Annotated in this window: 19 protein-coding genes, 1 tRNA gene and 1 pseudogene; 7 read left to right on the top strand and 14 right to left on the bottom strand. The window is 69.5% G+C overall.

Translation table 11 applies throughout. From position 1 onward, the window contains the following. The first annotated feature begins 104 nt into the window (after positions 1-104). The gene (locus tag EGM46_RS12375; RefSeq protein WP_164512896.1) at positions 105-1,049 is read left to right on the top strand and encodes an Lrp/AsnC family transcriptional regulator; all 945 of its coding nucleotides are present in this window, start codon (positions 105-107) and stop codon (positions 1,047-1,049) included. Here EGM46_RS12375 and EGM46_RS12370 read toward each other — a convergent pair. The 3 genes from EGM46_RS12370 to tyrS all read right to left on the bottom strand — a co-directional run bounded on the left by EGM46_RS12370 (position 1,009) and on the right by tyrS (position 4,794). Next, positions 1,009-1,812, bottom strand: coding sequence for a nitrilase-related carbon-nitrogen hydrolase (locus EGM46_RS12370; protein WP_125100450.1), 804 nt, complete (start codon positions 1,810-1,812; stop codon positions 1,009-1,011). The two genes, EGM46_RS12375 and EGM46_RS12370, sit on opposite strands and share 41 nt — an antisense overlap. Positions 1,813-2,102: 290 nt before the next feature. Then, positions 2,103-3,296 carry a dipeptidase gene (locus EGM46_RS12365; RefSeq protein ID WP_125100449.1) on the bottom strand — a complete coding sequence of 398 codons (1,194 nt, stop codon included), beginning with the start codon at positions 3,294-3,296 and terminating at the stop codon, positions 2,103-2,105. A gap of 190 nt (positions 3,297-3,486) precedes the next feature. Then, the gene (gene tyrS, locus EGM46_RS12360; RefSeq protein WP_206427571.1) at positions 3,487-4,794 is read right to left on the bottom strand and encodes a tyrosine--tRNA ligase; all 1,308 of its coding nucleotides are present in this window, start codon (positions 4,792-4,794) and stop codon (positions 3,487-3,489) included. 111 nt (positions 4,795-4,905) lie between these two features. Between tyrS and EGM46_RS12355 the strand changes: the two genes are divergently transcribed. Then, positions 4,906-5,607: an ABC transporter ATP-binding protein gene (locus EGM46_RS12355; RefSeq protein WP_125100447.1), complete on the top strand. Its 702-nt coding sequence runs from the start codon at positions 4,906-4,908 to the stop codon at positions 5,605-5,607. Continuing rightward, positions 5,604-6,929, top strand: coding sequence for an FtsX-like permease family protein (locus tag EGM46_RS12350; protein ID WP_125100446.1), 1,326 nt, complete (start codon positions 5,604-5,606; stop codon positions 6,927-6,929). Before EGM46_RS12355 ends, EGM46_RS12350 begins: the two co-directional genes overlap by 4 nt. A 153-nt stretch (positions 6,930-7,082) precedes the next feature. Here the strand turns inward: EGM46_RS12350 and argH are convergent, their stop codons facing one another. From argH to EGM46_RS12310, 8 genes are all read right to left on the bottom strand, one after another. Beyond that, positions 7,083-8,525, bottom strand: a complete 1,443-nt coding sequence (gene argH, locus EGM46_RS12345; protein WP_125100445.1) for an argininosuccinate lyase — start codon at positions 8,523-8,525, stop codon at positions 7,083-7,085. 7 nt (positions 8,526-8,532) lie between these two features. After that, positions 8,533-9,480 (bottom strand): ornithine carbamoyltransferase, encoded by a 948-nt coding sequence (gene argF, locus EGM46_RS12340; protein ID WP_125100444.1) that lies wholly within the window; start codon positions 9,478-9,480, stop codon positions 8,533-8,535. A 49-nt stretch (positions 9,481-9,529) separates the two neighbouring features. Further along, the gene (locus EGM46_RS12335; RefSeq protein WP_125100443.1) at positions 9,530-10,849 is read right to left on the bottom strand and encodes a glutamine synthetase; all 1,320 of its coding nucleotides are present in this window, start codon (positions 10,847-10,849) and stop codon (positions 9,530-9,532) included. Between the two features lie 64 nt (positions 10,850-10,913). Next, positions 10,914-11,759: a MurR/RpiR family transcriptional regulator gene (locus EGM46_RS12330; RefSeq protein WP_025134703.1), complete on the bottom strand. Its 846-nt coding sequence runs from the start codon at positions 11,757-11,759 to the stop codon at positions 10,914-10,916. Next, positions 11,756-13,135, bottom strand: a complete 1,380-nt coding sequence (locus EGM46_RS12325) for an aspartate aminotransferase family protein (RefSeq protein WP_125100442.1) — start codon at positions 13,133-13,135, stop codon at positions 11,756-11,758. The genes EGM46_RS12330 and EGM46_RS12325 overlap by 4 nt, the downstream gene beginning before the upstream one ends. Beyond that, on the bottom strand, positions 13,128-14,354 hold the full coding sequence (locus tag EGM46_RS12320) for a M20 metallopeptidase family protein (protein ID WP_125100441.1): 1,227 nt from the start codon (positions 14,352-14,354) through the stop codon (positions 13,128-13,130). Before EGM46_RS12320 ends, EGM46_RS12325 begins: the two co-directional genes overlap by 8 nt. Then, on the bottom strand, positions 14,351-15,529 hold the full coding sequence (locus EGM46_RS12315; protein ID WP_241156322.1) for an amidohydrolase family protein: 1,179 nt from the start codon (positions 15,527-15,529) through the stop codon (positions 14,351-14,353). Before EGM46_RS12315 ends, EGM46_RS12320 begins: the two co-directional genes overlap by 4 nt. Before the next feature lie 24 nt (positions 15,530-15,553). After that, entirely contained in the window at positions 15,554-16,999 is a 1,446-nt protein-coding gene (locus tag EGM46_RS12310) for an APC family permease (RefSeq protein ID WP_125100440.1), read from the bottom strand. Positions 17,000-17,166: 167 nt separating this feature from the next. Here EGM46_RS12310 and EGM46_RS12305 point away from each other — a divergent pair, with 167 nt between their 5' ends. Continuing rightward, positions 17,167-18,699 (top strand): aminotransferase class I/II-fold pyridoxal phosphate-dependent enzyme, encoded by a 1,533-nt coding sequence (locus EGM46_RS12305; protein ID WP_241156321.1) that lies wholly within the window; start codon positions 17,167-17,169, stop codon positions 18,697-18,699. 34 nt (positions 18,700-18,733) lie between these two features. After that, on the top strand, positions 18,734-19,498 hold the full coding sequence (locus EGM46_RS12300) for an HAD-IIB family hydrolase (protein ID WP_125100439.1): 765 nt from the start codon (positions 18,734-18,736) through the stop codon (positions 19,496-19,498). Between the two features lie 238 nt (positions 19,499-19,736). Here EGM46_RS12300 and mqo read toward each other — a convergent pair whose 3' ends face one another. Continuing rightward, positions 19,737-21,254, bottom strand: a complete 1,518-nt coding sequence (gene mqo / locus EGM46_RS12295; protein WP_125100438.1) for a malate dehydrogenase (quinone) — start codon at positions 21,252-21,254, stop codon at positions 19,737-19,739. A gap of 31 nt (positions 21,255-21,285) precedes the next feature. Beyond that, positions 21,286-22,608 carry a DNA repair protein RadA gene (gene radA, locus EGM46_RS12290; RefSeq protein ID WP_125100437.1) on the bottom strand — a complete coding sequence of 441 codons (1,323 nt, stop codon included), beginning with the start codon at positions 22,606-22,608 and terminating at the stop codon, positions 21,286-21,288. A 164-nt stretch (positions 22,609-22,772) separates the two neighbouring features. Between radA and EGM46_RS12285 the strand changes: the two genes are divergently transcribed. Both EGM46_RS12285 and EGM46_RS12280 read left to right on the top strand, forming a co-directional pair. Further along, positions 22,773-22,863 (top strand) — tRNA-Ser (locus tag EGM46_RS12285). Between the two features lie 143 nt (positions 22,864-23,006). Then, the gene (locus EGM46_RS12280) at positions 23,007-23,414 is read left to right on the top strand and encodes a Rid family hydrolase (RefSeq protein ID WP_125100436.1); all 408 of its coding nucleotides are present in this window, start codon (positions 23,007-23,009) and stop codon (positions 23,412-23,414) included. A gap of 15 nt (positions 23,415-23,429) precedes the next feature. Here EGM46_RS12280 and EGM46_RS14750 read toward each other — a convergent pair. Beyond that, positions 23,430-24,222 (bottom strand): annotated as a pseudogene (locus tag EGM46_RS14750) (hypothetical protein); the annotation flags it as partial.

Genomic DNA, 24,222 nt, shown 5'->3' with positions numbered 1-24,222 from the left:
GCGAATTCGTACGCAAATGATCCAGTTGTGAACGAGATACAATGAGGAACGCTGTGATCGGTGCACATCTGCACCGTGAATCGGGAGCAGTTTTGGGAGGCGCAGTGGAGCTCGACACCGCTCAGGAGGAGCTTCGCGCGCGCGTGCTGCGCGAGCTGCGCAGGGACGGCCGCGCCAGCTTCGCCCGCATCGCCGCGGCGAACGGCACGACGCGCAGGCAGGTCACCCAGATCGTGCACTCGGCGATCGCGCGCGGCCTGCTGCGGATCACGGTCTCCCTCAGCCCCGATCTCCTCGGGCACGAGCGCTTCGCGTACCTCCAGGTGGCGGTCGATGGACCGATCGCCCCGATCCGGGAGGCGCTCGTCGCCATGCCAGAGACCACGTTCGTCGCGGAAATCAGCGGCGGCTACGCGATCGACGCGGAGATTCGCGTCGGCGCCGATCCGCACCTGCGCGACACCGTCGATCGCGTGCGCGCCCTCCCCCATGTGCGCGAACTGCGGCTGCACCACTACGAGAGCATCGAGATCAACCTCTACTCACCGATCCGCACCGGCGGCGCCGGGATCCGCATCGACGGGACGGATCGTGCGCTGATCCAGCACTTGCAGCGCGATGGCCGGGCGACGTTTCGCGAGCTCGGCGACGCCGCGGGGATCTCACCGAGCGGCGCGCGCCTGCGCCTCACGCGACTCACCGAGCGGGGCGCGGTGAAAGTGGTCGGGATCCCCGTGCGCGGCGAACGCGCCGAGGCACCGACGCTCGGGGTGGGGATCCAGTCGAGCGCCCCGGTGGCGCAGGCGCTCGCCCGGGTGCGCGAGCTCGATCCCGAGTTCCTCGCGGTGTCGGTGGGCGGCTACGACCTCATCGCAACGCTGTCGGGCGAGAGCAATGACGATGTCCTCGCTCTCGTTGACCGGCTCCGCTCGTTCCCCGAGATCGCCCGAATCGAGTCGTGGGCGAACCTCCGGATCGTGAAGGAGCAGTACGGCGAGGGCGATACCCTCAGCGCCAGTCCGCGTACAGCGCCGGGCGTCGATCGCTGAGGTAGTCAGCCTGTCCCGCGGCCACCGGCTGCAGCTCGGGGAGGTCCGCGAAGAGGAGCTCCGCCTCGCGTCCCGCCGCAGCGATGACCGTTCCCTCGCGTCCGGCGACCGTGCTCAGCCCCGTGAACCCGACCGCGGGATCCTCGCCCTGACCGGGCAGTGCCGGGTGGTCGGCGTAGGCCACCACGAACGCGTTCTCGGCCGCGCGCGCCCGGATGAGCAACTCGGGGACGTACCGCGAGTGGCGATCGATCGCGGTCGGGACGAGCAGCAGATCGACGCCGCGCGCCGCGAGATCCCGAGCTGGCTCAGGGAATTCGATGTCGTAGCAGATCTGGAACCCGACGCGTCGCCCGTTCCACTCCGCGACGCCCGGCCGCTCCACCGCGGGGGTGAACGCGAGCGGCTCCTGATCAGCCCACAGGTGCAGCTTCTCGTAGCGCAGCACCTCGGCGCCGTTCTCGTCCCAGAGGCCGGCGGCGATCGCGAACGTACCGTCGGCGCGGGCGAGCGGGAAGCTCGCAGCGACCGCGATCCCGCGCTCACGCGCGATCTCGGCGAGCGCGGCCGGGATACCGGCGACCCGCTCGGGCGTGAGCCAGTCGGCGAGCTCGCGTGGCGCGTAGCCGCTCACGAAGAGTTCCGGGGTGAGGATCAGCTCGGCGCCGTTCGCGCGCGCGGTCTCGGCGCCGGCGCGCAGCGTCGCGAGGTTGGCGTCGGTGTCGAGCGGCACGGCTTCCGCCTGCAGCAGTGCGATCCTCATCGGGGAGCTCCTTCGTCCGGGTGCGCACGTTCGGGTGCTGGCCGCGTCTGCCGGCGGCCCGGTCATGAGCCTAGCGGTCCGCACTCGCACTCGCGCTCGCACTCGCACTCGCACTTAGTGAGGGTTTGGACCGGGGTTCCGCTCGGCTCTCCCAAACTGCGGGGAGTTTGATCCAGTAAGCGGCCGCCGAAAGGGATCAAACTCGCCGCAACTTGCTGGGGGCGGGGCCGGGGGCCGGGCCCCGGCCCCGAAGCCAGCCCGGCGCCAGCCCCCACCGGCTCCCCCGGCCGTCACTCCGCCGGCAGCGTCTCCGCGAGCACGCGCAGCGTGTTCCCGCCCATGATCGCGCCGATCTCCTCCGGGGTGCGGCCCCGATCGAGCAGCTCCTGCGTGATCACCGCGAGGTCGCTCGTGTCCCACGCCACCTCGGTCGACCCGTCGTAGTCGCTGCCGAGCGCGGCGGTCTCGATGCCGCCCACCTCGATGACGTGCTCGATCGCGTCCACCACCGCCTCCGGCGTGAGCTCGCACACGGCGGCATCCCAGTAGCCGATCCCCACAACGCCGCCGGTCGCCGCGATCCCGCGGATCTCATCGTCGGTGAGGTTGCGGTTCACATCGCACGTGGCCTGCACGCCGCCGTGGCTCGACACCACGGGCTTCGTGGCGAGCTCGAGGATCTCGCCGACCGTCTGGTGGCTCGCGTGTGCGAGGTCCACCGCGATCCCGAGCTGCTCCATGCGCGCGATCGTCTCGCGGCCGAGCGGGGTCAGCCCGCCCTGCTCGACGCCGTGCATCGACCCCGCGAGATCGTTGTCGAAGAAGTGGGTCAGGCCGGCCATCCGCATCCCGTCGTCGAACAGTACATCGAGGTTGCCCAGGTCACCCTCGAGATTCTGCAGGCCCTCGGCCGAGAACATGGCGCCCACCACGGGATCGCCATCGGCCCGGTCGGCGAGCAGCTCCGCGAGGTCGGCCTGCGTCTCGATGGTGCGCAGCGCGCCATCCGACGCGGCGGCGTCCGTGCGCAGCTTCGCGGCGTGGAAGCGCGAGCGCTCCAGCAGCGAGAACCACGTCTTCGGCGGCTGCAGCTGGGCGAAGCTCAGCAGGGTGATGTTGTCGGTCTCGTCGGTGTTCGAGTCGTAGTTCTGCCCCTTCGGCGACTTCGAGACCGAGGAGAACACCTGCAGCGCAACGTTCCCGTCCTGCAGGCGCGGCAGGTCGACGTGGCCGCGATCCGCCCGATCGTTGAGCGAGCGATCCCACATCAGCGTGTCCGAGTGCATGTCGGCGATCGCGAGTTCAGCGTGCACCTCGCGCGCCTCGGCAGACACCTCGGGGATCGGATCACCCGTCAGCTCGTTCATGCTCCGCTCCACGATGCCCGGGGCGAACACAAAGAAGCCGATCGCGGCGAGAACGAGGAGCGCGGAGAGGCCGATGATGCTGCGGCGCAGCCAGCGACGTCGATGTCGTGTGGTCATGAGCCGACGCTAGCAGCAGGCGAGCGCGTCGCAACCCGCAGATCAGGATCCTGGCGAGTCGCCACAATCTTTGCCCCCACCGGGGAGTCTGCGCGCAGGGAAAGCGACGAAGCGCCGGCTCACCGTGTGGTGGGCCGGCGCTTCGGGGAACGCGACACGCTGCGCGCTGGCGGGCGCTGGCGCGCGAGCGCTACGCGGCGGTCACGCCAGCGAGGGTCTTCTTGCCGCGGCGCAGCACGGCGAACCGGTCGTGGAGCAGGTCACTCGCTGCGAGCGCCGCGTCCTCCGCCTCGACCGCGATGTTGTTGACGTAGACGCCGCCCTGCGCAATGGCCCGGCGCGCCTCACCGAGGCTCTTCACGAGCTCGGTGTCAACGAGCAGCTGCGCGATCGGAGTGCCCGCAGCGGCGGTGGCCTGCGGCAGCGCCTCGATCGCGCCGCCGAGCGTCACCGCGTCGAGCGCGGTGAGATCGCCGCGGCCGAACAGCGCTTCCGAGGCGTCGATCGCGCCCTGCGTCGCCGCGCTCCCGTGCACGAGCGTCGTTATCTCGAGCGCGAGGCGCTTCTGCGCGGCGCGCTTGAAGGGCTCCTCGGCGACCTGGCGCGCGTAGTCCTCGATCTCGGCGCGCGAGAGGAAGGTGAACACCTTGAGGCGATCCACCACGTCGGCGTCGGCCTGGTTGAGCCAGAACTGGTAGAACGTGTACGGCGAGCACATCTCCGGGTTCAGCCAGATGGCGTTGCCCTCGCTCTTGCCGAACTTCGTGCCGTCCGAGTTCGTGATGAGCGGGGTGCCGATCGCGTGCGCGGTGCCACCCTCGGCCTTGCGGATCAGCTCGGTGCCGCTCGTCAGGTTGCCCCACTGGTCGCTGCCACCGGACTGCAGCTTGCAGTCGTACTGCCGGTACAGCTCCAGGAAGTCGAGGCCCTGCAGGATCTGGTAGCTGAACTCGGTGTAGCTGATGCCCTCGTCCGAGTTCAGGCGCTTCGCGACGATGTCCTTCTTGATCATCGTGCCGACGCGGAAGTGCTTTCCGATCTCGCGCAGGAAGTCGATCGCGGAGAGCGGCGCCGTCCAGTCGAGGTTGTTCACGAAGCGCGCGGCGTTGTCGCCTTCGAAGCTCAGGTATCGCGAAATCTGCTCGCGGAGCGAGTTCACCCACGCCGCCACCGTCTCCGGCGAGTTCAGCGTGCGCTCCGAGGTGGGGCGCGGATCCCCGATCAGGCCCGTCGACCCGCCCACGAGCCCGAGCGGCAGGTGGCCCTTCAGCTGCAGGCGGCGCATGAGCAGCAGCTGGACGAGGTGCCCGAGGTGCAAGCTCGCCGCGGTGGGATCGAAGCCGCAGTAATACGCGAACGGCTCGCCCTCGATCAGTTCAGACAGCGCCGCAGCGTCCGTCGAAACGTGGATCAGCCCGCGCCACTCCAGCTCGTCCCACAGGGTGGCGAAGCTGTCGTCGTTGCGCTGGACTGCCAGGATCTCGGTGCGATCGTTCATTTCAGACACGCCCACCATCGTACCGCGGTCTCACGCCCGCCGGGACCTCGGTGCCGCGGGCTGGCACCGAGGGTCGATGCCGCGCGCGCCGCCGCGGAGAACACTGGACGCATGACCGAAATCTTGCTTCGCGCCTCAGCCCTCACCCAGCACTATGGCCCCACCCGCGCGCTCGACGGCGTCTCGCTCGATATCTACGCCGGCACGTCCACGGCGATCATGGGCGCGTCCGGATCGGGGAAGACCACGCTGCTCCACGCGCTCGCCGGCATCACGGTGCCGCAGGCAGGCGTGGTGCAGTACGGTGGCGCGACGATCTCGCAGCTTTCCGACGCTGAGCGCAGTCGGCTGCGCCGCGAGCAGTTCGGCTTCGTGTTTCAGCAGGGCCTGCTCATCCCGGAGCTCACCGCGGTGGAGAACGTCGCGCTCGCGCTGATGCTCACCGGGGTATCGAAACGGGACGCGCTGCAGCCGGCGGCGCAGTGGCTCGCGGCGCTCGGGCTCGCCGGCATGGAGGAGCGCAGGATCGGCCAGCTCTCGGGCGGCCAGGCGCAGCGCGTCGCGATCGCGCGATCCCAGATCACCGGGGCGCGGCTCACCTTCGCGGACGAGCCGACCGGCGCACTCGATTCGACCACCTCGCGCGAGGTGATGGACGCGCTCCTCGGCTCGACGGTCGGGCAGGGCCGCACACTGGTTGTGGTGACGCACGATCCGGAGGTGGCGGCCCGGTGCGCGCGCGTCATCACGATGAGCGATGGCCGCGCGATCGCCGACGCGTGGGCGCAGCCGTCCGCCGGGGGCGCACAGTGATCGCCCGCGTGCTGCCGCTCCTGTCACGGCCCAGCCGACAGGGATCGTCCGCACTCCTGCTCCCCGCGATCGCGTTCGCGAGCGTCACCGCGCTCCTCGCGATCGTGCTCGGCGGCGCCCAGACCTTCTGGGGCTACACCGACGAGCTCGCGCCGCTCTACTGGATGTGCGCGGTCACCGCGCTCGTGCTGCTCGTGGTGCCGCTCATCTCGCTCGGGCACGCCGCGGCACGACTGTCCGCGCGCCGCCGCGACGACCGGCTCGCGGTACTGCGCCTGCTCGGCATGCCGGGCCGCAGCACCGCGCTCCTCGCCGTCATCGAGGCGTCCGCTGTCGCGTTCGGCGGCGCCGTTGCTGGGGTGCTCGTCTCGTATCTCGTGTCGCCGCTCGTCGGGCTGATCTCGTTCCGCGGTGCCCCGCTCGGGGCAGCGGGGGTCGCGCTGCCCCCGCTGCACGCGGTGCTCGTGGTGCTCGGGATCACGGCGATCGCCGCGCTCAGCGCCGTCGCGAGTCTGCGTCGCGTCGTGATCTCACCGCTCGGGGTCGCGCTCAAGCAGCACGCCCCGAAACTGCCCTGGGTGCAGGCACTCTTCGCGGTTGCCGGCATCGTGCTCGCCTCCGCGATCGTGAGCGCGGTGAACGGGATCGGCGCGGTCGGCGGCATTGTCGCGATCATCGCCGGCCTCGGCATCGCGTTCGGGGTCGCGCTCCTCGCGCTCGATCTCATCGGCTCGTGGCTGATCGGGGTGTTCGGGCGCGGCAAGGCGAAGCGCGCGCAGGCGCCAGCGGATCTCTTGGCCGCCAGGCAGATCCTGGAGTCGCCGCGCGCCGCGTGGCGTCAGGTGTCGGGCGTCGCGATGGCGAGCTTCGTCGCGGTGTTCGCGGGATCCGGCGTCGCGCTCCTGTCGACCGCGGCGGAGGAGGGCGCAGGCGCGTTCCCCGTCGCCGACATCCGCACGGGCATCATCATCACCGTGATCGGGTCGTTTGTCATGGTCGCGTGCTCGGTCGGAGTGACGCAGGCCGCGCAGATCCTCGATCGCCGCGACGTGTCGCGCTCGCTCGCCATCATGGGCACACCGGTCGAGGTGCAGGACGCGGCCCGCCGGAAGGCGACGCTGCTCCCGCTCCTGCTCGCGTCCGTTGGCTCCGCGATCCTCGCCGGCACCCTGATGTTCCCGCTGCTCGGCATGGCGATCGTGGTCGCGCCACTCTCGCTCGCGGTGATCCTCAGCTCCGTCGCCGCGGGGATCCTGCTCGTGCTCGCGACGCTCTGGGCGACGAGGCCGCTCCTCCGCGCGGCGGCGGCCCCGCCCGCATAGCGAGCTCCCTGCGGGCCCGGTCCCGCGCGCCCCCGCGCCCCCCACTGAAAAGTGGCAAAGCGACCCTTCACGAGCGTGAAGGGTCGCTTTGCCACTTTTCGATGGGCACGGCCGGGCCTGGGCACCGCCCAGGCCCTGCCCAGGCCCCGCAAGCTACGCGCGGAACTCCTCGATCCGGTTCGCGAGGCGGGCGAGCTGCTCGTCGACGCGCACGCGCGCCGTGCCACCCGCGCCAACGCGCGAGTTGACGGAGCCCTCGATCGTCAGCACCTCGCGGACGGCCGGGGTGAGGTGCTCGGAGACGCCCGCCAGTTCGGCGTCACTCGGCTCGTGCAACTCGATCCCGCGCTCCTCGCAGTAGCGCACCAGCTCGCCGGAGATCTCGTGCGCGTCGCGGAAGATCACGCCCTGCTTCACGAGCCACTCGGCAACGTCGGTGGCCAGCGAGAACCCCTGCGGGGCGAGCTCGGCCATGCGCTCGGTGTTGAGCGTCATCGTGGCGATCATGCCCGCGAACGCTGGCAGCAGCACCTCGAGCTGGGCGATCGAATCGAACACAGGCTCCTTGTCCTCCTGCAGGTCGCGGTTGTACGCAAGCGGCATCGCCTTCAGCGTGGCGAGGAGGCCCGTGAGGTTGCCGATGAGCCGGCCCGACTTGCCGCGCGCCAGCTCGGCGATGTCCGGGTTCTTCTTCTGCGGCATGATCGAGGAGCCCGTCGAGTAGCCGTCGTGCAGGCGCACGAAGCCGAACTCCTTCGTGTTCCACAGGATGATCTCCTCGCTCAACCGGGAGAGGTCGATCCCGATCTGGGCGCAGATAAACGCGAACTCGGCCACGACGTCGCGGGCAGCGGTGCCATCGATCGAGTTCTCGAGCGGCTCGCCGAGGCCGAGCTCCGCAGCAACCAGACGAGGATCGAGGCCGAGCGACGAGCCGGCGAGCGCGCCTCCACCGTACGGCGAGGCGCTCGCGCGCACCGACCAGTCGCGCAGACGCTCGAGGTCGCGCACGATCGGCCACGCGTGCGCGGCGAGCTGGTGTGCGAGGAGCACGGGCTGGGCGTGCTGCAGGTGTGTGCGACCGGGCAGGATCGCGTCGGGGTGCTTCGCCGCCTGCTCCGCGATCGCGTCGAGCAAGTCGAGCAGCATGCCGCGGATGATCGCCGTGTGATCCAGCAGGTAGAGGCGCACGAGGGTCGCGATCTGGTCGTTGCGGCTGCGGCCGGCGCGGAGCTTGCCGCCGAGCTGCACGCCGACGATGTCGATGAGGAGGCGCTCGAGCGCCGAGTGCACGTCCTCGTCGTCCTCGCCGGGAACGGCGCGGCCGTCGGCCACTCGCGCGGCGAGCTCATCGAGGCCGGCGCGCATGTCGGCGAGCTCCTGCTCGGTGAGGTAGCCGGCCGCGGCGAGCGCCGTGGCGTGCGCCTTCGAACCGCGGATGTCGTACTCCGCGAGCACCCAGTCGAACTGGGTCGACTTCGAGAGTGCTGCGAGCGAGGGCGACGGGCCGCTTGCGAATCGGCCGCCCCAGAGCGCCCCGGCCTCGGCGGCGCGGTTGCCGGCGTCTGACGCTGCGGTGGTGTTCTCGGTGCTCATGTCGTCCTTATCTTCCGTGCTTCGTCTCGTCTTCGGTGCGGGCCAGCAGCCAGGCCATGAGGGCCTTCTGCGCGTGCACGCGATTCTCCGCCTCGTCCCACACGACGCTCTGCGGGCCGTCGATCACCTCGGCGGCCACCTCAAACTCGCGGTACGCGGGCAGGCAGTGGAGGAAGATCGCGTCGTCATTCGCGTGCGCCATCAGCTCGGGGGTCACCCGGTATGCGCCGAACGTCTGCACGCGCTCGGCCTTCTCAGCTTCCTGCCCCATCGAGACCCACGTGTCGGTGATGATCGCGTCGGCGCCCTCGACGGCCGCGACGGGATCCGTGAGCACCGTCACGCTGCCACCGGTCTGCGCGGCGATCCGCTCGGCGTCGGCGACGATGTCCGCGCGCGGGTGGAAGCCCTCGGGCCCCGCCACACGGATGTGCATGCCTGCGGTGGCGAAGCCGAGCAGGTAGGAGTGCCCCATGTTGTTCGCGGCGTCACCAACGTAGGTCGCGGTGAGTCCCGCCAGCTCACCCTTCTGCTCGCGAATGGTCTGCAGGTCGGCGAGGATCTGGCACGGGTGGAAGTCGTCGGACAGCGAGTTGATCACGGGCACGGTCGCGTGCTCCGCCATCTCCGCGATGCCCGCGTGGTCGAAGGTGCGCCACACGATCAGCGACACCATGCGCGACAGCACGCGCGCGGTGTCGGAAATCGACTCTTTCGCGCCGAGCTGCGCCTCCCCCGGGTTCACGATGATGGGCGCCCCACCAAGCTCCGAGATGCCGGCGGCGAAGCTGAACCGCGTGCGCGTCGACGTCTTGTCGAAGAACACGGCGGCCGAGCGGGGGCCCGCAAGGGGTCGCTCCGCGAACGGCTCGCGCTTGAGACGCGCGGCGAGGTCGAGGACCTCGCGCTGCTCGGCCGGGCTCAGATCGTCATCGCGGAGAAAGTGTCGGGTCACCCATTCAGCTTACCTGGGCCCGGGACCCGCCGGTCCCGGGCCACTGTCCTCAGTACGTTGCGGCGTATGCCGCGTAGCGCGCCTCTGACTCGAGCGCCTCTGCGCGTGCGATCTCGGCGCGCTTTACCGCCACGAAGGTCTCAGCGAGTTCGGGGGCGAACCACTCCCGAGCGACCGCGGACTCGGCGAAGCGATCGAGCGCCTCGCCGAGCGTGCTGGGGATCGGACGGATTCCGAGCGCCTCACGCTCCTCCGCGGAGAGAGAATCGGAGTCGCCGCTCACGATCGTGGGAGTCGGAAGCTGCTCCCGTACACCCTCGAGCCCGGCCCGGATCAGGCAGCCGAGCACCAGCCAGGGGTTGCTCGTGGCATCCGCCGCGCGGTACTCGAGGTTGAACTGCTTCTGATGGTTCGCACCTGGGGTGTTGAAGAGCGGGCAGATGCGCAGCAGAGCTTCGCGGTTGTTCTCGCCGAGGAAGATCCCACCGGCGCTCCATCGCTGCGGCGCGAGCCGCTCGTACGAGAGCGGAGCCGATGCTGCGACGGCTTGGAATGCCTCCGCGTACTTCAGAATGCCCGCGGCGAAGGACCCCGCGACCTCGGAGAGGTTGCTCGGACGGTGCTCGTCGTACGTGACGAAACGTCCCTCACGGTCGCGCAGGCTCACGTGCACGTGCACGCCGTTGCCGCCGCCGTTCTCCTCCACGATCGGGGAGAACGTTATACGCTTCCCAAGACTGCTCGCAACGTGGCGGGTAATCTCGCGGAGATAGACGGCCCGATCCGCCGCGACGAGTGCTCGCGCCGGGCTCAGGGTGATCTCGAACTGGTTGCGCCCGAACTCGGGGAGCCACATCTCGGGTTCAAGACCGGCGTCGTCGAGCGCAGCGACGAGGCGCCCGCCGAGCTCCTCCTCCTCGAGGAACGACTCAAGAGAGAACGGCGTGTTGACCGGGCTTCCACTGTCGTCGCACAGCATGAACTCATGCTCGAACGATGAGACGACGCTGAGTCCGGTCTCCGCGTCGAGGTCCGCGATCGCGCGCTTCAGGAAGGTGCGCGGATCGCATGCCCATGGCTTGCCATCGGGCGTGTGAATATCCGCGAGCACGAGAGTGGTCTGCTCCCCTGTCTCGTTCAGTGCGACGCTCGCGATACTTGTCACATCGGGCATGAGCCGCAAGTCCCCGACCGCGCCGAACGGGTTCGGAGTGACGATCGAACCGAAGGCGTCGATGGCGAGGTTGGCTGGCACCCAGCCGCACCCGCTGTTGAGGTACTTCTGGAACTCCTGCTGACGGAACGCGCGACCACGCGCCTTCGCGGCGAGATCGGCGGTCAGAATGATGGCCAGGGGTTCTTTTCTCACGGTGTGTCCTTACTATCGATGCGGGCGGCCACTGTGCCATCCCGTGGTCTGAATACTGAGGGGGTTACTCCCAGGCGTCGAACGCCTGGATTCTGCCGAGCGGTTCCGAGCCCAGCTGCTCCACGACTCCGGCCACGAGGGCCTCGACGAGGGCGAGCGATGGCACAAGGGAGTCGAATGGGCTCGGGGCCTCGACCCCGCTCGAGATCAGGAAGTCGGCGTGCTTCGCCGCGGGCGAGAGCCACGGATCGGTGAGCAACACGGTCGTGGCGCGCCGCGCCTTCGCGCGGGCGACGAACTCGACCGTCGCATCCTGGTAGCGGCGGTAGTCGAAAGCGACGAGCACATCGCGCGGTCCGATATCGAGGAGCGCGAGCGACTTGTCCGACTCGGCTCGCCCCACGAACTGCACGTCGGGGCGGAGCAGCCGAAGGTGCAGGGCGAGGTACTCGGCCAGGAGCCCGGAGTATCGGCCGCCCACTGCCCAGACGCGCCGCTTGGGGTCGGCGAGGAGCTCGACGATCCGGTCGAACTCGGAGACCGGCATCGCGGCGAAGCTGCCCGTGATCCCTCGCACGAAGACGTCGTTCGCGCGCGGGATCGTGTGGTCCTCGGGGACGGCCCGCTCACCGGCCCGCGTCTCGTACTGGTCGATGGGCGAGGTGGTCCGCTCGGAGATTTCCTCGCGAAGCAACTCCTGCATCTGCGGGTAGGACTGGATGCCGACGCGGGCGAGCATCCGCAGCACGGTCGGTGCGCTGACATTTGCGCGATCCGCAAGCCGAGCCACCGGCTCCAGCCCGGCGACGGGGTACTCGGCGATGAGCGCGCGCGCCACCTTTTTCTCCGACGGGCTCATGACGTCGAGCGACATCTTGAGCGCCTCCGCGAGTGTCCGCTTCTTCGTCATTTCTCGTCCTCTCGGAGTGCGGGCTCCCAGCCCAAATACGGCGCGACCGTCTCGATCGGCACAGCGCCGGCTCGCACATCAGCAACCGCGGCGTGCAGGGTCTCCACCCCGCGTAACGCCTCGGCTGCGCTGAGCGTGAGCGGCGGGGTCCATTCGATCACGTTCCCACGCACCAGGTAGTTCACGACACCGAGCTCCCACATCCGGAAGATGACGCGCCTGGTGAAGAGATCATCAGCGACTGCCGAAGGCTCGCCTGGATCGGCGCGCAGCTCGATGCCCAGGCTCAGGCCGCGCCCACGCACCCCTGTGATCTCCGGTGCGGCGCACGCAGCGTCTCGGAGCAGCGCACGGAGTTCGCGCTCGCGTTCCGCAGCGGCCTCGGGGAGCTGGTCATCAATGATGGTGCGGAGCACCGCGAGCCCCGCTGCCGTGCTGATCATATTTCCCGCGGTCGTGAGCAGCGCGCTCGCCGGCGCCGCATCGAGCACCGCGGCGGGCCCGACCAAGGCAGCGAGCGGCAGACCGCCACCGAGCGCTTTGCCGAACGTGACCAAATCAGGAACGACGTCATCGTGAGCGAACGCGTGCAGGAGCCCCGTGCGTCCCAGGCCGACCTTGACCTCGTCGACGATGAGGAGGGCACCGGCTCGGTGCGCGCGTTCGCTGAGCTCTCGGAGGAATCCCGTGGGCGGCACGATGAGGCCACCATCCGACTGAATGGCCTCGACAATGATCGCGCCGACCGGGCGCTCAGCGAGCGCCGCATCGAGTGCCGCCCATACCTCGGGCAGCTCCGCGGCGGTCGCGGGGAACGGTAGGAGCGCACTTGCGGGGTCGGCGGGGAGGCCCGCCTCGACGAAGACGCCGCTCACTGCCTGAGCAGCTCCGAACCCGCCGTGGTACCCGCCACGGAATGCGAGCACGCCCGTTCGTCCGCTCGCGGCCCGCACGGCGGCGAGAGCCGCGCTGTTGACGTCGCTCCCGGAGTGCCCAAACAGCACGCGCCTCGGCGAGGTATCCGGGGCCGGCACCGCGGCGAGCAGCGCTTCTGCGAGATCGACCGCTGCCGGGTGCATCGCCGACAGCACGCTCGCGCTCCCGCCGGACTCGGCGGCGGCGCGGATCGCAGCGATGACCCGAGGGTGGGCATGGCCAAGACTGTTCGCACCCCACGCAGCGGAGAGGTCCAAAAAGCGCCGTCCCGTGTCGTCGACGATCTCGGCCCCCTGCCCCGAAACAATGCTCAGCGGGAAGAACCGGAGTTTCTGGTTGGCTGCGATCACCCGCTCGTCGCGCACGCTGAGCGGCACGCTAGCTTGAGCGTCGCTGAGCGTGCCAGCTTCGGCGGCGATTCGGATCTGAGAGTCATTCATGGTGTTCTCCCTCCACGAGCCCCGCCAGGCGCTCCGAATCGGCGCGCCGGTCAAGTTCGGCACACGCGCCCAGGTAGCCGGCCGCAAGTGTGAGGGCGACGCGACGCACGGCGTCCGGGTCTGGGAGGAACTCAGGGTGGTGCAGGCTGGGCCGTGCCGGGTGGTCTTCGGTCTCGACCCCGACGAACGCCATCAGACCGGGCAGTTCCTCCGAGTAGAAAGAGAAGTCGTCTGCCCCGCACGAGCGCATGGGCTCGCTCACCGTGAATCCGGCCGCGGTAAGCTCGGCGTCGATGGCGTCGACGAGGCCCGGGTCGTTCTCGAGGACCGGTTCACCCGTCACGATCTCGAGCGTGCCCACCAGCCCGTACGCCGCGGCCTGGCCCTCGACATAGCGGCGCACCGCCTCGTGCAGGATCGGCCGATCGGCGCGCTCCATGGTGCGCAGCGTCCCCGAGAACGACCCCTCTTCGGGGATCACGTTCGCGATCTCGCCCGCAGAGAAGCGCCCGACGGTGAGCACGGCGGGGTGCATCGGCGAGACGCTTCGCTGGAGCACCTCGGGCAGACCGACGACGATCTGCGCGAGCACACCGATCGGGTTGGCCGCCTCATGGGGGTACGCGCCGTGCCCCCCGCGCCCGCATACGGTGACGCGCAGTTCGTCGGCCGCGGCGTTCGTCGGCCCCTTGCCCGTGGCCACCGAACCCCTCGGAATCCCCGGGTGCACATGCGCGGCGAGCACGGCTGCGACCCCCTCTTCTCGAAGCGCTCCAGCACGCACAATGTCGAGCGCGCCGGAGGGGTATGCCTCCTCGCGCGGCTGCAGGAACGGGACGAGCGCGTAGGGCAGCTCGCACTCCGCCGCCGCGCGGGCGAGCGCGATCAAGGCTGCCTGGTGCACGTCGTGACCGCAGGCGTGCATGGCCCCGTTCGTCGATCGGAACGGCGCCGCGGTTGCCTCCTCGATCGGCAGGGCGTCGAGTTCTGCACGGACCGCCACAGCCGCGCCCACCACGGGTCCGATCCGACCGATCCGACCGGTACCCGCGACGGTGCGCATCCGCATGGGCATCCGCTCAGCAATCCAGGCAGCCGCGGGCCCCTCGGAGCCCGAGAGCTCCGGGGAACGGTGCAACTCTTCACGGAGGCGGACCGCGGCCGCCGCGTGCTCTGCGGTACGCGCGAGCAGCTCCTGAGCGAACTCGGCCCGGTTCACGCGAGACCCCGCTCGGGCTCGAAGCGAGGCCGCTCGGCGAGCTTGTACGCGCGCACGGCATTCTCCTGGCAGATCTTGCGGATCAGCTGCTCACCTGTCGCCGCATCCCACTCGTCGGCTTCGATCCACCCGTTCACCACCTGGAGGAGGCCTCTCCTGAACAGGTGCGCACCCAGGAAGTAGAGCTCCGACAGTCCGAATGCGTCTGAGGAGAACAGGGCCTTGTCGAACGGCGTGAGCTCGAGCGACTCTGCGATCACCTGCGGCGAGCGCGCGCCGACGTAGTTGATCGCCAAGCCGACGTCGCAGTACACGTGCGGGAATACATGCGCGAGGTACCCGGCATTCCGGTGGAAGGGGTAGCAGTGGAGCAGCAGGACGCGCGCCCCGCTGAGTCGCGTGCGGCGCAGCCATTCCGTGAGGAGCAGCGGGTCACAACGACCTAGGTCGCCATCGGGATCGCCGAAGCCGATGTGGAACTGAATCGCCTGCTGCGCATCCACGGCGCACCAGATCCCGAAGCGGATCAGTACAGCGTCTTCCAGCCGCGGCTCGGCTCCTGATTCGAGCTCGGCGAGCCAGGCCCCCGCGGCCGCTGCGACCTCGGCCTCGCTCGGCCGATCGGGCGCGAAGTCCAGGCCGATCCGGTACGCGGCGATCGTCTTGACCCCCACGGCGTCCCGGAGCTCCTCCAAGAGCAGCGCACGGTACGCGTCCGCGTACGCAGCCCCGCTCCCGAGCGTGGGGGCGAGCTGTTCGGCCAGACGCTCGAGACGCACCACCGTGTCGGCACTCGCATCGGCGCGCACCGCCATCTGCCCGGCGTCGAGAATGTCGTCGCCACGATACCCGGTCTCGATCAGATAGCGGTCGATCCCCGCGGCGCGCAGGAGTCGCTCGTTCACCTCCTGCGGCGCCAATTCCGCTCGGCGCTCAAGGTACCGCTCAGGCGTGACGTGCGCCTCCAGGTCAAGAAGCGGCGCACACCAGCGCCGGATCGCGACGCCCAGCTGGGAGTCGAACACGGTCGTGCGCGCGGGCGCGGCCCAGTTCGACTCGGAAATGAGCGACTCGAACTCTGGCCGCTCCAGGTTGTGCTCAACCACGCCGTGGCAGTGGTGGTCGATCAGGTCCGCCGCGGCGAACGCGGCGGGAGTGAGCAGGGTCTCGGACACGAGGTTCCTTTCCAGGGGTGCAGACTAGTCGAGATCTTCAGCGGTGAGGCGACCGCCAATGCGCTGAGCGAGGCCAGGTCGGGCAAGGATAATGATCCCGCCAATCAGGCACCACGCCCCAGCAATCCAGGGGAAGTAGGTGTATGGAGGCTCCTGGCCGACGACCTGGACCGCGTAGACGAAGCCGAGGTAGAGCAGACCGAGGACGGGGAGCACGACCTCCCACTTCGGGATCCGGGTCCTGCCGCGGAAGATCGCAACGATCACGCCCACGGAAGTCATCCCATACGCGACGACCATGCAGAGCGTCGCAATCGTGGCGTACCAGTAGTAGGCGTCGAACGCACTCCCACCGAATACGGCGATCCCGCCTGCGAGCAGCACGGCCAGCACGGTGGTGGTGAGCACCGCCGCGACCGGCACCTTGGTGTCGGGGTGGACGGTACCCAGCCGCTTCGGGCCGAAACCGTCGCGCGCGAGTGCGTAGATGAGCCGGGCCGCGGCCGCCGTCGAACTCAGCACCGAGGCGAAGGCCACGACAAATGCGATGAAAGCAATGAGCATCGCGTACTCGCGGCTGATGTAGAGCGTGCTGAGGCTCGTGAGCGTCGAGTTCGCCCCTGCGAAGCCCTCGATCCCATCCGCGTGGGTGCCGTAGCCGATTGTCTGCGCGAACATCATCACGGTGTAGAGCACGCCCGCGACGACGATGGCGCCGAGAAGGGCCCGCGGGATCGCCCGCTTCGGATTCTCAGTCTCCTCGCCGAGGGAGCTCCCCGATTCGAATCCTGCCCACGACAGGAATGCGAAAACCGACGCGGTCATGATGCCAACGGCAGTCGCGTCGCCGGGGAGGAACGTGGTGAAATCGATCGTCGCTTCTGGCACCGGGCCGGTTCCGCTGCCGACGCGCACGAAAATCACGACGGCGAGTACAAGCATCGCAACGACGCCGAGGACCCCGATCACGAAGAGCACGCGTGTAACCACGCGTGACTCCCGGACGTTGAGCACGACGACGAGCACCGCGACGACGAGCGCGACGAGGATCCAGGGGACGTGCGCCCAGAAGCCGCCGAATTCTTCGGCCCAGGCGGCGAAGAACACTCCGGTCGCACCGAGGATGCACGCTGCGAAGAACAAGTACGTGCCGAGCAGAGCGAAACCACCGAAGAAGCCCGCACGCGGCCCGATCGTGGCACCGGCGAGCGCGTACACGGATCCAGCATGGCTGAAGTAGCCGGTCAGGCGGATGAAGCCGTACCCGACCAGGAGCGTGCCGAGGAACGCGAGCAGGAACGTGAACGGAACGGACTTGCCGACGAGACCGGCGACGCCGATCCCGTTCAGCGCCATCGCCATCACGGGACCCATGAACCCGACGGAGAGCGCGGTGACCTCCCACACCCTGAGCTTGCGGCTGCGGGTGCCGCGCCCCGCGGTCTGGGGTGGCGCAACGGTTTCGGACATGTCTTCAGACTCCTTTGTCTTTGAGCGTGCACTGCAGCGGTGATGTCCGCCTCGATGAACAGTAACGCACATTACATGTTTTGCAAAGCAGATCAATTGCGTACAATTCAGAACATGTGCTGCGTGGATCTTCGCCGCACCCGGCAGCGCAACGCAAAGGAGCATCAGTGTCGAGCAGCGCAACCCATCCGCAACGTTCAGCCCTCAACCAACGCACCACCCCCTACGCGACGGCCCTGGCCAACCACGCGGAACGGGACACCCTGAACCTCATGGTGCCAGGGCACGGTGCAACGGCGGCGGGCCTCGCACAGGAGCTCGGGGAGTTTGTCACGGAACGCGCACTCGCGCTCGATATTCCACCGCTGATTCCGGGCATTGATGTTGGCCCGGAGTCGCCACTCATTGCTGCGACCCGGCTCGCAGCTGAAGCGTGGGGAGCACGTCGCACCTGGTTCCTCGCGAACGGCGCCTCGCAGGCGAACCGGATGGCAGCGCTCGCGCTTGCGAGTCGCAGCCGCGGTGACGTCGTGGTCGCCCAGCGCAGCGCGCACTCAAGCTTCACCGACGGCGTGATCCTCGGCGATTTGCTCCCCCGATTCGTCTTCCCGAGCATCGACCGCGCCCGCGGTATCAATCACGGCGTCACCCCCGACGCGCTCCGCGCGAGCCTCGCCGACGCGCAGCGCGCGGGCGACGCCGTCACTGCCGTCTACGTGATCTCGCCCAGCTATTTCGGCGCCGTCGCGGACGTGGCCGGGCTCGCCGAAGTGGCCCACGTGCACGGTGTGCCACTCGTTGTCGACGGCGCGTGGGGGTCCCATTTCGGCTTCCATCCGGAACTCCCCGAGTCGCCCGCGCGCCTCGGCGCAGACCTCACGGTGTCGAGCACGCACAAGCTCGGAGGGAGCCTCACCCAGTCGGCCATGCTCCACCTCGGCGAAGGGCCCTTCGCAGACGAGCTTGAACCGTTGCTCGAGCGCGCCTACATGCTCACGCAGACCACCAGTCCGAACGCGCTGCTCCTCGGGTCATTGGATATCGCGCGGCACGCGCTCGTGCGTGGCTCCGAGGCCATCGGCGAGACGATCGCGTTCGTTGAGAAGTTCCGAGAGCGACTGCGCAATGACGGCACCTTTGGTGTCATTTCCGACGGCTTTGCGGAATTCGAAGACATCGTGGCGCACGATCCGCTGCGCGTCTCCATCGATGTCTCCGCAACTGGTGTGAGCGGGCACGCGGTGCGGGATCGTCTCGCCGCCGAGCATGGAATCTTCCTCGAGATTTCCACCGCTCACGCGATCGTTGCGTTCATCGGGCCTGGGAAGCTCCCCGATTTGGACCGCCTCGCCGCCGCGCTCACTACGCTCGCGAATGCCCCAGCCGATCCGCGCCGAAACCTCGACACGCACATCCTGTCGCCGAGCATCCCTGAGCTGCCCACCCCCGGCGCCATGCGCGTACGGCCGCGCGACGCGTTCTTCGGCCGCCACGAAACCGTGCTCGCGAGCGAGGCGGTCGGCAGAGTCTCCGCTGACGCGCTCGCCGCTTACCCACCCGGGATCCCGAACGTGCTTCCCGGCGAGGAGATTACCGCAGAGACCGTGGCGTTCCTCCAGACCGTCGCCGCATCCCCCATCGGGTACGTGCGCGGTGCGCTCGACCCGGCGGTCGCGCAGTTCCGCGTCCTCGCTGTGTAGACCTCACCACCCACCCCTGTGGGAGAATTGGGGGATGTCTGCCCTGCCTCACCTCGTCGCGTTTGACCTCGATGACACGCTCGCCCCGTCCAAGTCGCCCGTTGAGGAGCGCATGCTCGACGTGTTCGCGCGGCTCCTGTCGCGCACCACGGTTGCCGTGATCTCCGGTGGCAACTTCGAGCAGTTCGAAGCCCAGCTCCTCGCCCGACTCGAGGAGTTCGCAGGGGCCGACGAGGCGGCGCTCGCGCGCCTGCACCTCCTGCCCACCTGCGGCACACGCTACGAACGCCGCGAGGCCGGCGCCTGGCACACGGTCTACCGGGAGCACCTCACCCCGGAGGAGCGCGACGGCGCGATGGTCGCGCTGCGCGAGGAGGCCCAGCGCCTCGAGCTGTGGGAGGCCGAGCCGTGGGGCGAGATCCTCGAGGATCGCGGATCACAGGTCACGTTCTCCGCGCTGGGTCAGCGCGCGCCGGTCGCGGCGAAGCACGCGTGGGATCCCACCGGGGCGAAGAAGAACGCGCTGCGCGCTGCGGTTGCGGAGCGTCTCCCCGAGCTTGAGGTGCGCAGTGGTGGCTCGACGTCGGTCGACATCACGCGTCGCGGGATCGACAAGGCGTACGGGATGCGCAAGCTCGAGGAGCACACCGGGATCCCGCTCGACGACATGCTCTTCGTCGGCGACCGGCTCGACCCCGACGGCAACGACTACCCGGTGCTCGCGCTCGGCGTGCGGTGCCAGGCGGTCACCGGCTGGGAGGACACGGCGGAGTTCCTGGAGCGCCTGCTCGCGGAGTAGCCCCGAAGCACGCTTCCCCGCCTCACCCGCGCGCTCCCCGGATCGGGGTCACTTGGGCAGGGTGTCACCGCGCTGCTCTCCGCGACACCCTGCCCAAGTGACCCCGATCCGGGCGCGCGGGCGGGTGCGCGAGCGTGGGCGCGCCCGCCGTTCCGCACACAAACGATCCCGCCCTCGCACGGAGCGAGGGCGGGATCGTTCAGCGCACGGCGAATCGTGCAACGTGCAGGACGCAGCGCTAGGCGGTCTCCCCCGCCGCAGCGACCTCGTCCGCTGCGGGGATGAGGCCGAGCACGCGGCCGGTCTCGGCGAGCGACGCGGCCGCTGCCGCGGGATCCTGGTTCAGGCCGCCCGTCGCAAGCACGGGAATCTGCTCGGTGAAGGTCTTCTCCCACGAGTTCGCGTACTGCTCAGGGAAGCACTTGCGCAGCACACCGAGCATGGCGTGCACCGCGGTCGATGCGCCGGGCGATGCGCCGAGCAGCCCGGCGATGGAGCCCTCAGCGCCCGTGATGACCTCGGTGCCGAACTGCAGAATGCCACCCTTCTCGGGGTCCTTCTTCATGACCTGCACGCGCTGGCCCGCGGTGATCATCTCCCAGTCCTCGGTGCGTGCGGCCGGCATGTACTCGCGCAGCGTGTCCATCTGCTTCTCGCGGCTCGCGAGCAGCTCGCCGAGGAGGTACTTCTCGAGCGACCACTGGGTCAGGCCGACCTTGATCATGGGGCCGAGGTTATGGAGCCGGATCGAGCCGGGCAGATCCCACCACGAGCCCTTCTTCAGGAAGTTGGGGCTGAAGCCCGCGTACGGCCCGAAGAGGATGCTCTCCTCGCCATCAACGATGCGCGTGTCGAGGTGGGGCACCGACATGGGCGGCGCGCCGACGGCTGCCTTGCCATAGACCTTCGCGCGGTGGTGCGCGACGATCTCGGGGTTGGAGGTCTTCAGGAACTTGCCGCTGATCGGGAAGCCGCCGAATCCACGGATCTCGGGGATCTTCGAGGACTGGAGGAGCTGCAGCGCGCCGCCGCCGGCACCGACGAAGACGAACTTTGCCGTGATCACCGAGCGGCCGTAGCCGGCGCGGTTGCGCACGTGCACGTCCCAGGCGCCGTCTGCGCGGCGCTTGACCTTCTTCACCTGGGTGCCGAGGTGCAGGTTCGCGCCCTCGGACACGAGGTAGTCGAAGAGCTGGTGCGAGACCGCGCCGAAGTCTACGTCGGTGCCGCTCTCGGAGCGGGTTGCGGCGAAGACCTCGTCCTTGGCGCGGCGGTCGACGAGCAGGGGTGCCCACTCGGCAATCTGATCGGGATCCTCGCTGTACTCCATGTCGGCGAACAGGGGCTCCTGCTTCAGGATGTCGAAGCGGCGGCGCAGGTAGTCAACGTTCTCGGCCCCGCGTACAAAGGTCATGTGCGGGGTGGGGTTGATGAACGAGGAGGGAGTGCCGAGGATGCCCTTGCCAACGAGGGTGGACCACCACTGGCGAGACAGCTGGAACTGCTCGTTGATGTCGATCGCCTTCGCGGCGGAGAGGCTGCCGTCGGCGCCCTCCGGCATGTAGTTCAGCTCGCAGAGCGCGGCGTGGCCGGTGCCCGCGTTGTTCCACGCGTTGGTGCTCTCGGTCGCTACCTCGGACTGGGATTCGAAGATCTCGATCGACCAGTCGGGCTGCACCTGCTTGATCAGGGTGCCCAGGGTGGCGCTCATGATGCCACCGCCGACGAGGACGACGTCTACCGTGTTCTTACTCACGATGGGCAAGTCTACTCCGCCTCGCGGGGAACTACAGACCGGCCCCCGTTCTTGCCTGCTGCAGCGTCTCCTGTCCGGCGTCGATGAGCCGCACGTACCCGAGCCGGGTGGCCTCCTGCGCGCGCTGGCCGCCCGACGCGACGGGGCGCACCTCGCCAGCGAGGCTGATCTCGCCGAAGGCCGCGAGATCGTGGGGCAGCGGCCGGTCGGTGACCGCCGACAGCACGGCGAGCGCGATCGCGAGATCGGCGGCGGGCTCGGTGAGTTTCACCCCACCGACGGTGGACACGTAGACATCCTGATCGTGCAGGCGAGCACCCATGCGCCGCTCGAGCACCGCGAGAATCATGGCGACGCGCGAGGGATCGACGCCGCTCGTGACCCTGCGCGGGTTCGGCGTCGCGCTCTTCGCGACGAGCGCCTGCACCTCAACGGGCAACGCCCGGCGCCCCTCCATGGCGACGGTGGCGCAGGTGCCGCTCACCGGCACCCCGGCGCGGCTGAGGAACAGCCCGCTCGGATCGGGCACCTCCTGGATGCCATCGCCGGTCATCTCGAAGCACCCGACCTCGTCGGTGGGCCCGAACCGGTTCTTCAGGGTGCGCAGGAACCGCAGCGAGGTCTGCCGGTCTCCCTCGAAGTGGCACACGACGTCGACGAGGTGTTCGAGCAGGCGCGGCCCGGCCACCGAGCCGTCCTTGGTCACATGGCCGACCAGGATGACGGGGGTGCCGCGCCCCTTCGCGACGCGGATGAGCGCGGCGGCCACCTCGCGCACCTGGGCGGGGCCGCCCGCGGCACCCTCAATCTGATCGCTCGCGAGCGTCTGCACCGAGTCGATGATCACGAGCGCGGGGTTCACCGACTCGATGTGGCCGAGCACGGTCGCGAGGTCCGTCTCGCTCGCGAGGAAGAGCGTGTCGTGCATCGCTCCCGTGCGCTCGGCGCGCATGCGGATCTGCCCGGTCGACTCCTCCCCGCTCACGTAGAGGATGTGCGCCCCCGTCGCGGCCGTGCGCGCCGCGGTGTCCAGCAGCAGCGTCGACTTGCCGACCCCCGGCTCCCCCGAGAACAGGATCGCCGCGCCGGGCACCACGCCACCCCCGAGCACGCGGTCGAGCTCGCCGATCCCGGTCGGCTGGTGCCGAACGGAGTCGCCCCTGAGCTCGGTGATGGGGCGCGCCTCACGCCCGGCCGCCGGTTGCACAGCGCGCGTGGTGCGCGCGATCGTGGCCCCCTCACGTGCGCGCTCCACCACGGTGCCCCACTGCTGGCACTCGCCGCAGCGGCCGACCCACTTGGAGGCCTGCCAGCCGCACTCGGTGCAGGAGAACGCGCTACTTGTCTTCGCCATGGCTGCGACACTACCGGCGACCGCCGACATTGGCGCTCGCCACCTGATGGGAGCGCTGCGCCACGCTCGCCGCGACCCCTCCGCGGCGGTCGCGACACGCCAGAAGCACGAGCGCAGCGCACCCGATTTCGCTTTCGGGCCCACAATCCCGTATTCTTTTTCGCGGTGACGTGTCCGAGCGGCCGAAGGTGCAACTCTCGAAAAGTTGTGTAGGGTAACCCCCTACCGTGGGTTCAAATCCCACCGTCACCGCCACAGAAACCCCCTGAGCAATCAGGGGGTTTCGTCGTGTGTGGGGGCCGCGCGCCCCGCTCCTCAGCCACGCGGGGACCCCACCCCCTACGCTGGGTGTCGGCCCGCCGCCCGGCGGGGAGCCACGGACTCACCCAAGGAGATGCATGTCCTCACCAGTTCAGCTCATTCGATCGAACGCGCTCAGCGACGTCGCCGAGTACGCGTACGCCGCCACCGCCCCGGCGGGGACGCGATTCGTCTTCATGGCGGGCGCCTGCCCGCTCGCGGACGACGGCACGACCGTCGGCCCCGGCGATGTCCGCGCGCAGGCCGCGCGCTGCGTCGAGACGCTCACGACCGCACTCGAGGCGGCCGGCGCGTCACTCGAGCAAGTGATCCAGACGCGCGTGCTCGTCGCGTCAAGCGCCCAGCAGGATCTCGTCGACGCCTGGGAGGTGGTGCGCGACGCGTTCGGCGCGCACGACGTCCCGAGCACGCTGATGGGCGTCGCCGCGCTCGGCTACGACGATCAGCTCGTCGAGATTGAGGCGATCGCCGCCATCGCCGAGTAGCGCCACCGCACGCGGCTAGGAGTCGGCCGTGAGCCGATCCACGACGGGGAGGTGCCGCACGTCCGCGCCGCCGCGCCGCGTGAGCGGCACGAGGATCGCGAGCGCCACGAAGCCGGTGAGCAGCTTGTCCGTGATCGACGCCAGGAGGGTCGTCACGAACACGCCACCGGCTTCTGGTGCCGCGCCCTGCGCGAGGAATCGCAGCACGTACTCGGACCCGTGCCCCGTGGCTCCCCCAAACCCCCAGATCAGGATCGGCGTCGCCACGATCGCGCAGACCACGGCTACCGCCATGTTCAGCGAGAAGAATCTGAGGAACGTGTCGCCGCCCCTGAACCGCTGCACCCCGAGGGCCCACACGAGCGCGCCTGCCATGTTGACCAGCGCAAACGGCACGGAAAGTGCGCCGCTGATCCCGATCCCGATCCCGTTGGTGGCGACCCCGACGAGCACTCCGGCGGCAGGCCCGAACGCGAGCGCAGCGACGGCAGTGCCGATCATGTCGAGGTAGACGGGGAGATGGAGCAGCTCGACCACGGCCTGCCCGCCGAGGTTGAGCGCGAGGCACCCGAGCAGCACCACCGCGGTGAACCATGCGCGCTGGGCTGGGCTGCGCCGGCGGAGCACTGTGGCGCGGAGGGCTGGCGCTGCCGCCGCCTGCCCCGCGATCGCGGGCGGTTCGATCCGCGGCGGATCGGGCAGCGGAGTCAGCGTCGCAACCGCCTCCGGGCGCGGGATCGCGGCCGCGGGTGCCGGCGTGAGTCCGGCCTGGCCGCGCGCGGGGTGCGCCCACCGCGCGAGCGCGCTG

Origin of the sequence: Leucobacter chromiireducens, from assembly GCF_003917135.1 — a bacterium.
Taxonomy (GTDB): Bacteria; Actinomycetota; Actinomycetes; order Actinomycetales; family Microbacteriaceae; genus Leucobacter; species Leucobacter chromiireducens_A.
This window is presented reverse-complemented; position numbering and strand designations above follow the sequence as displayed.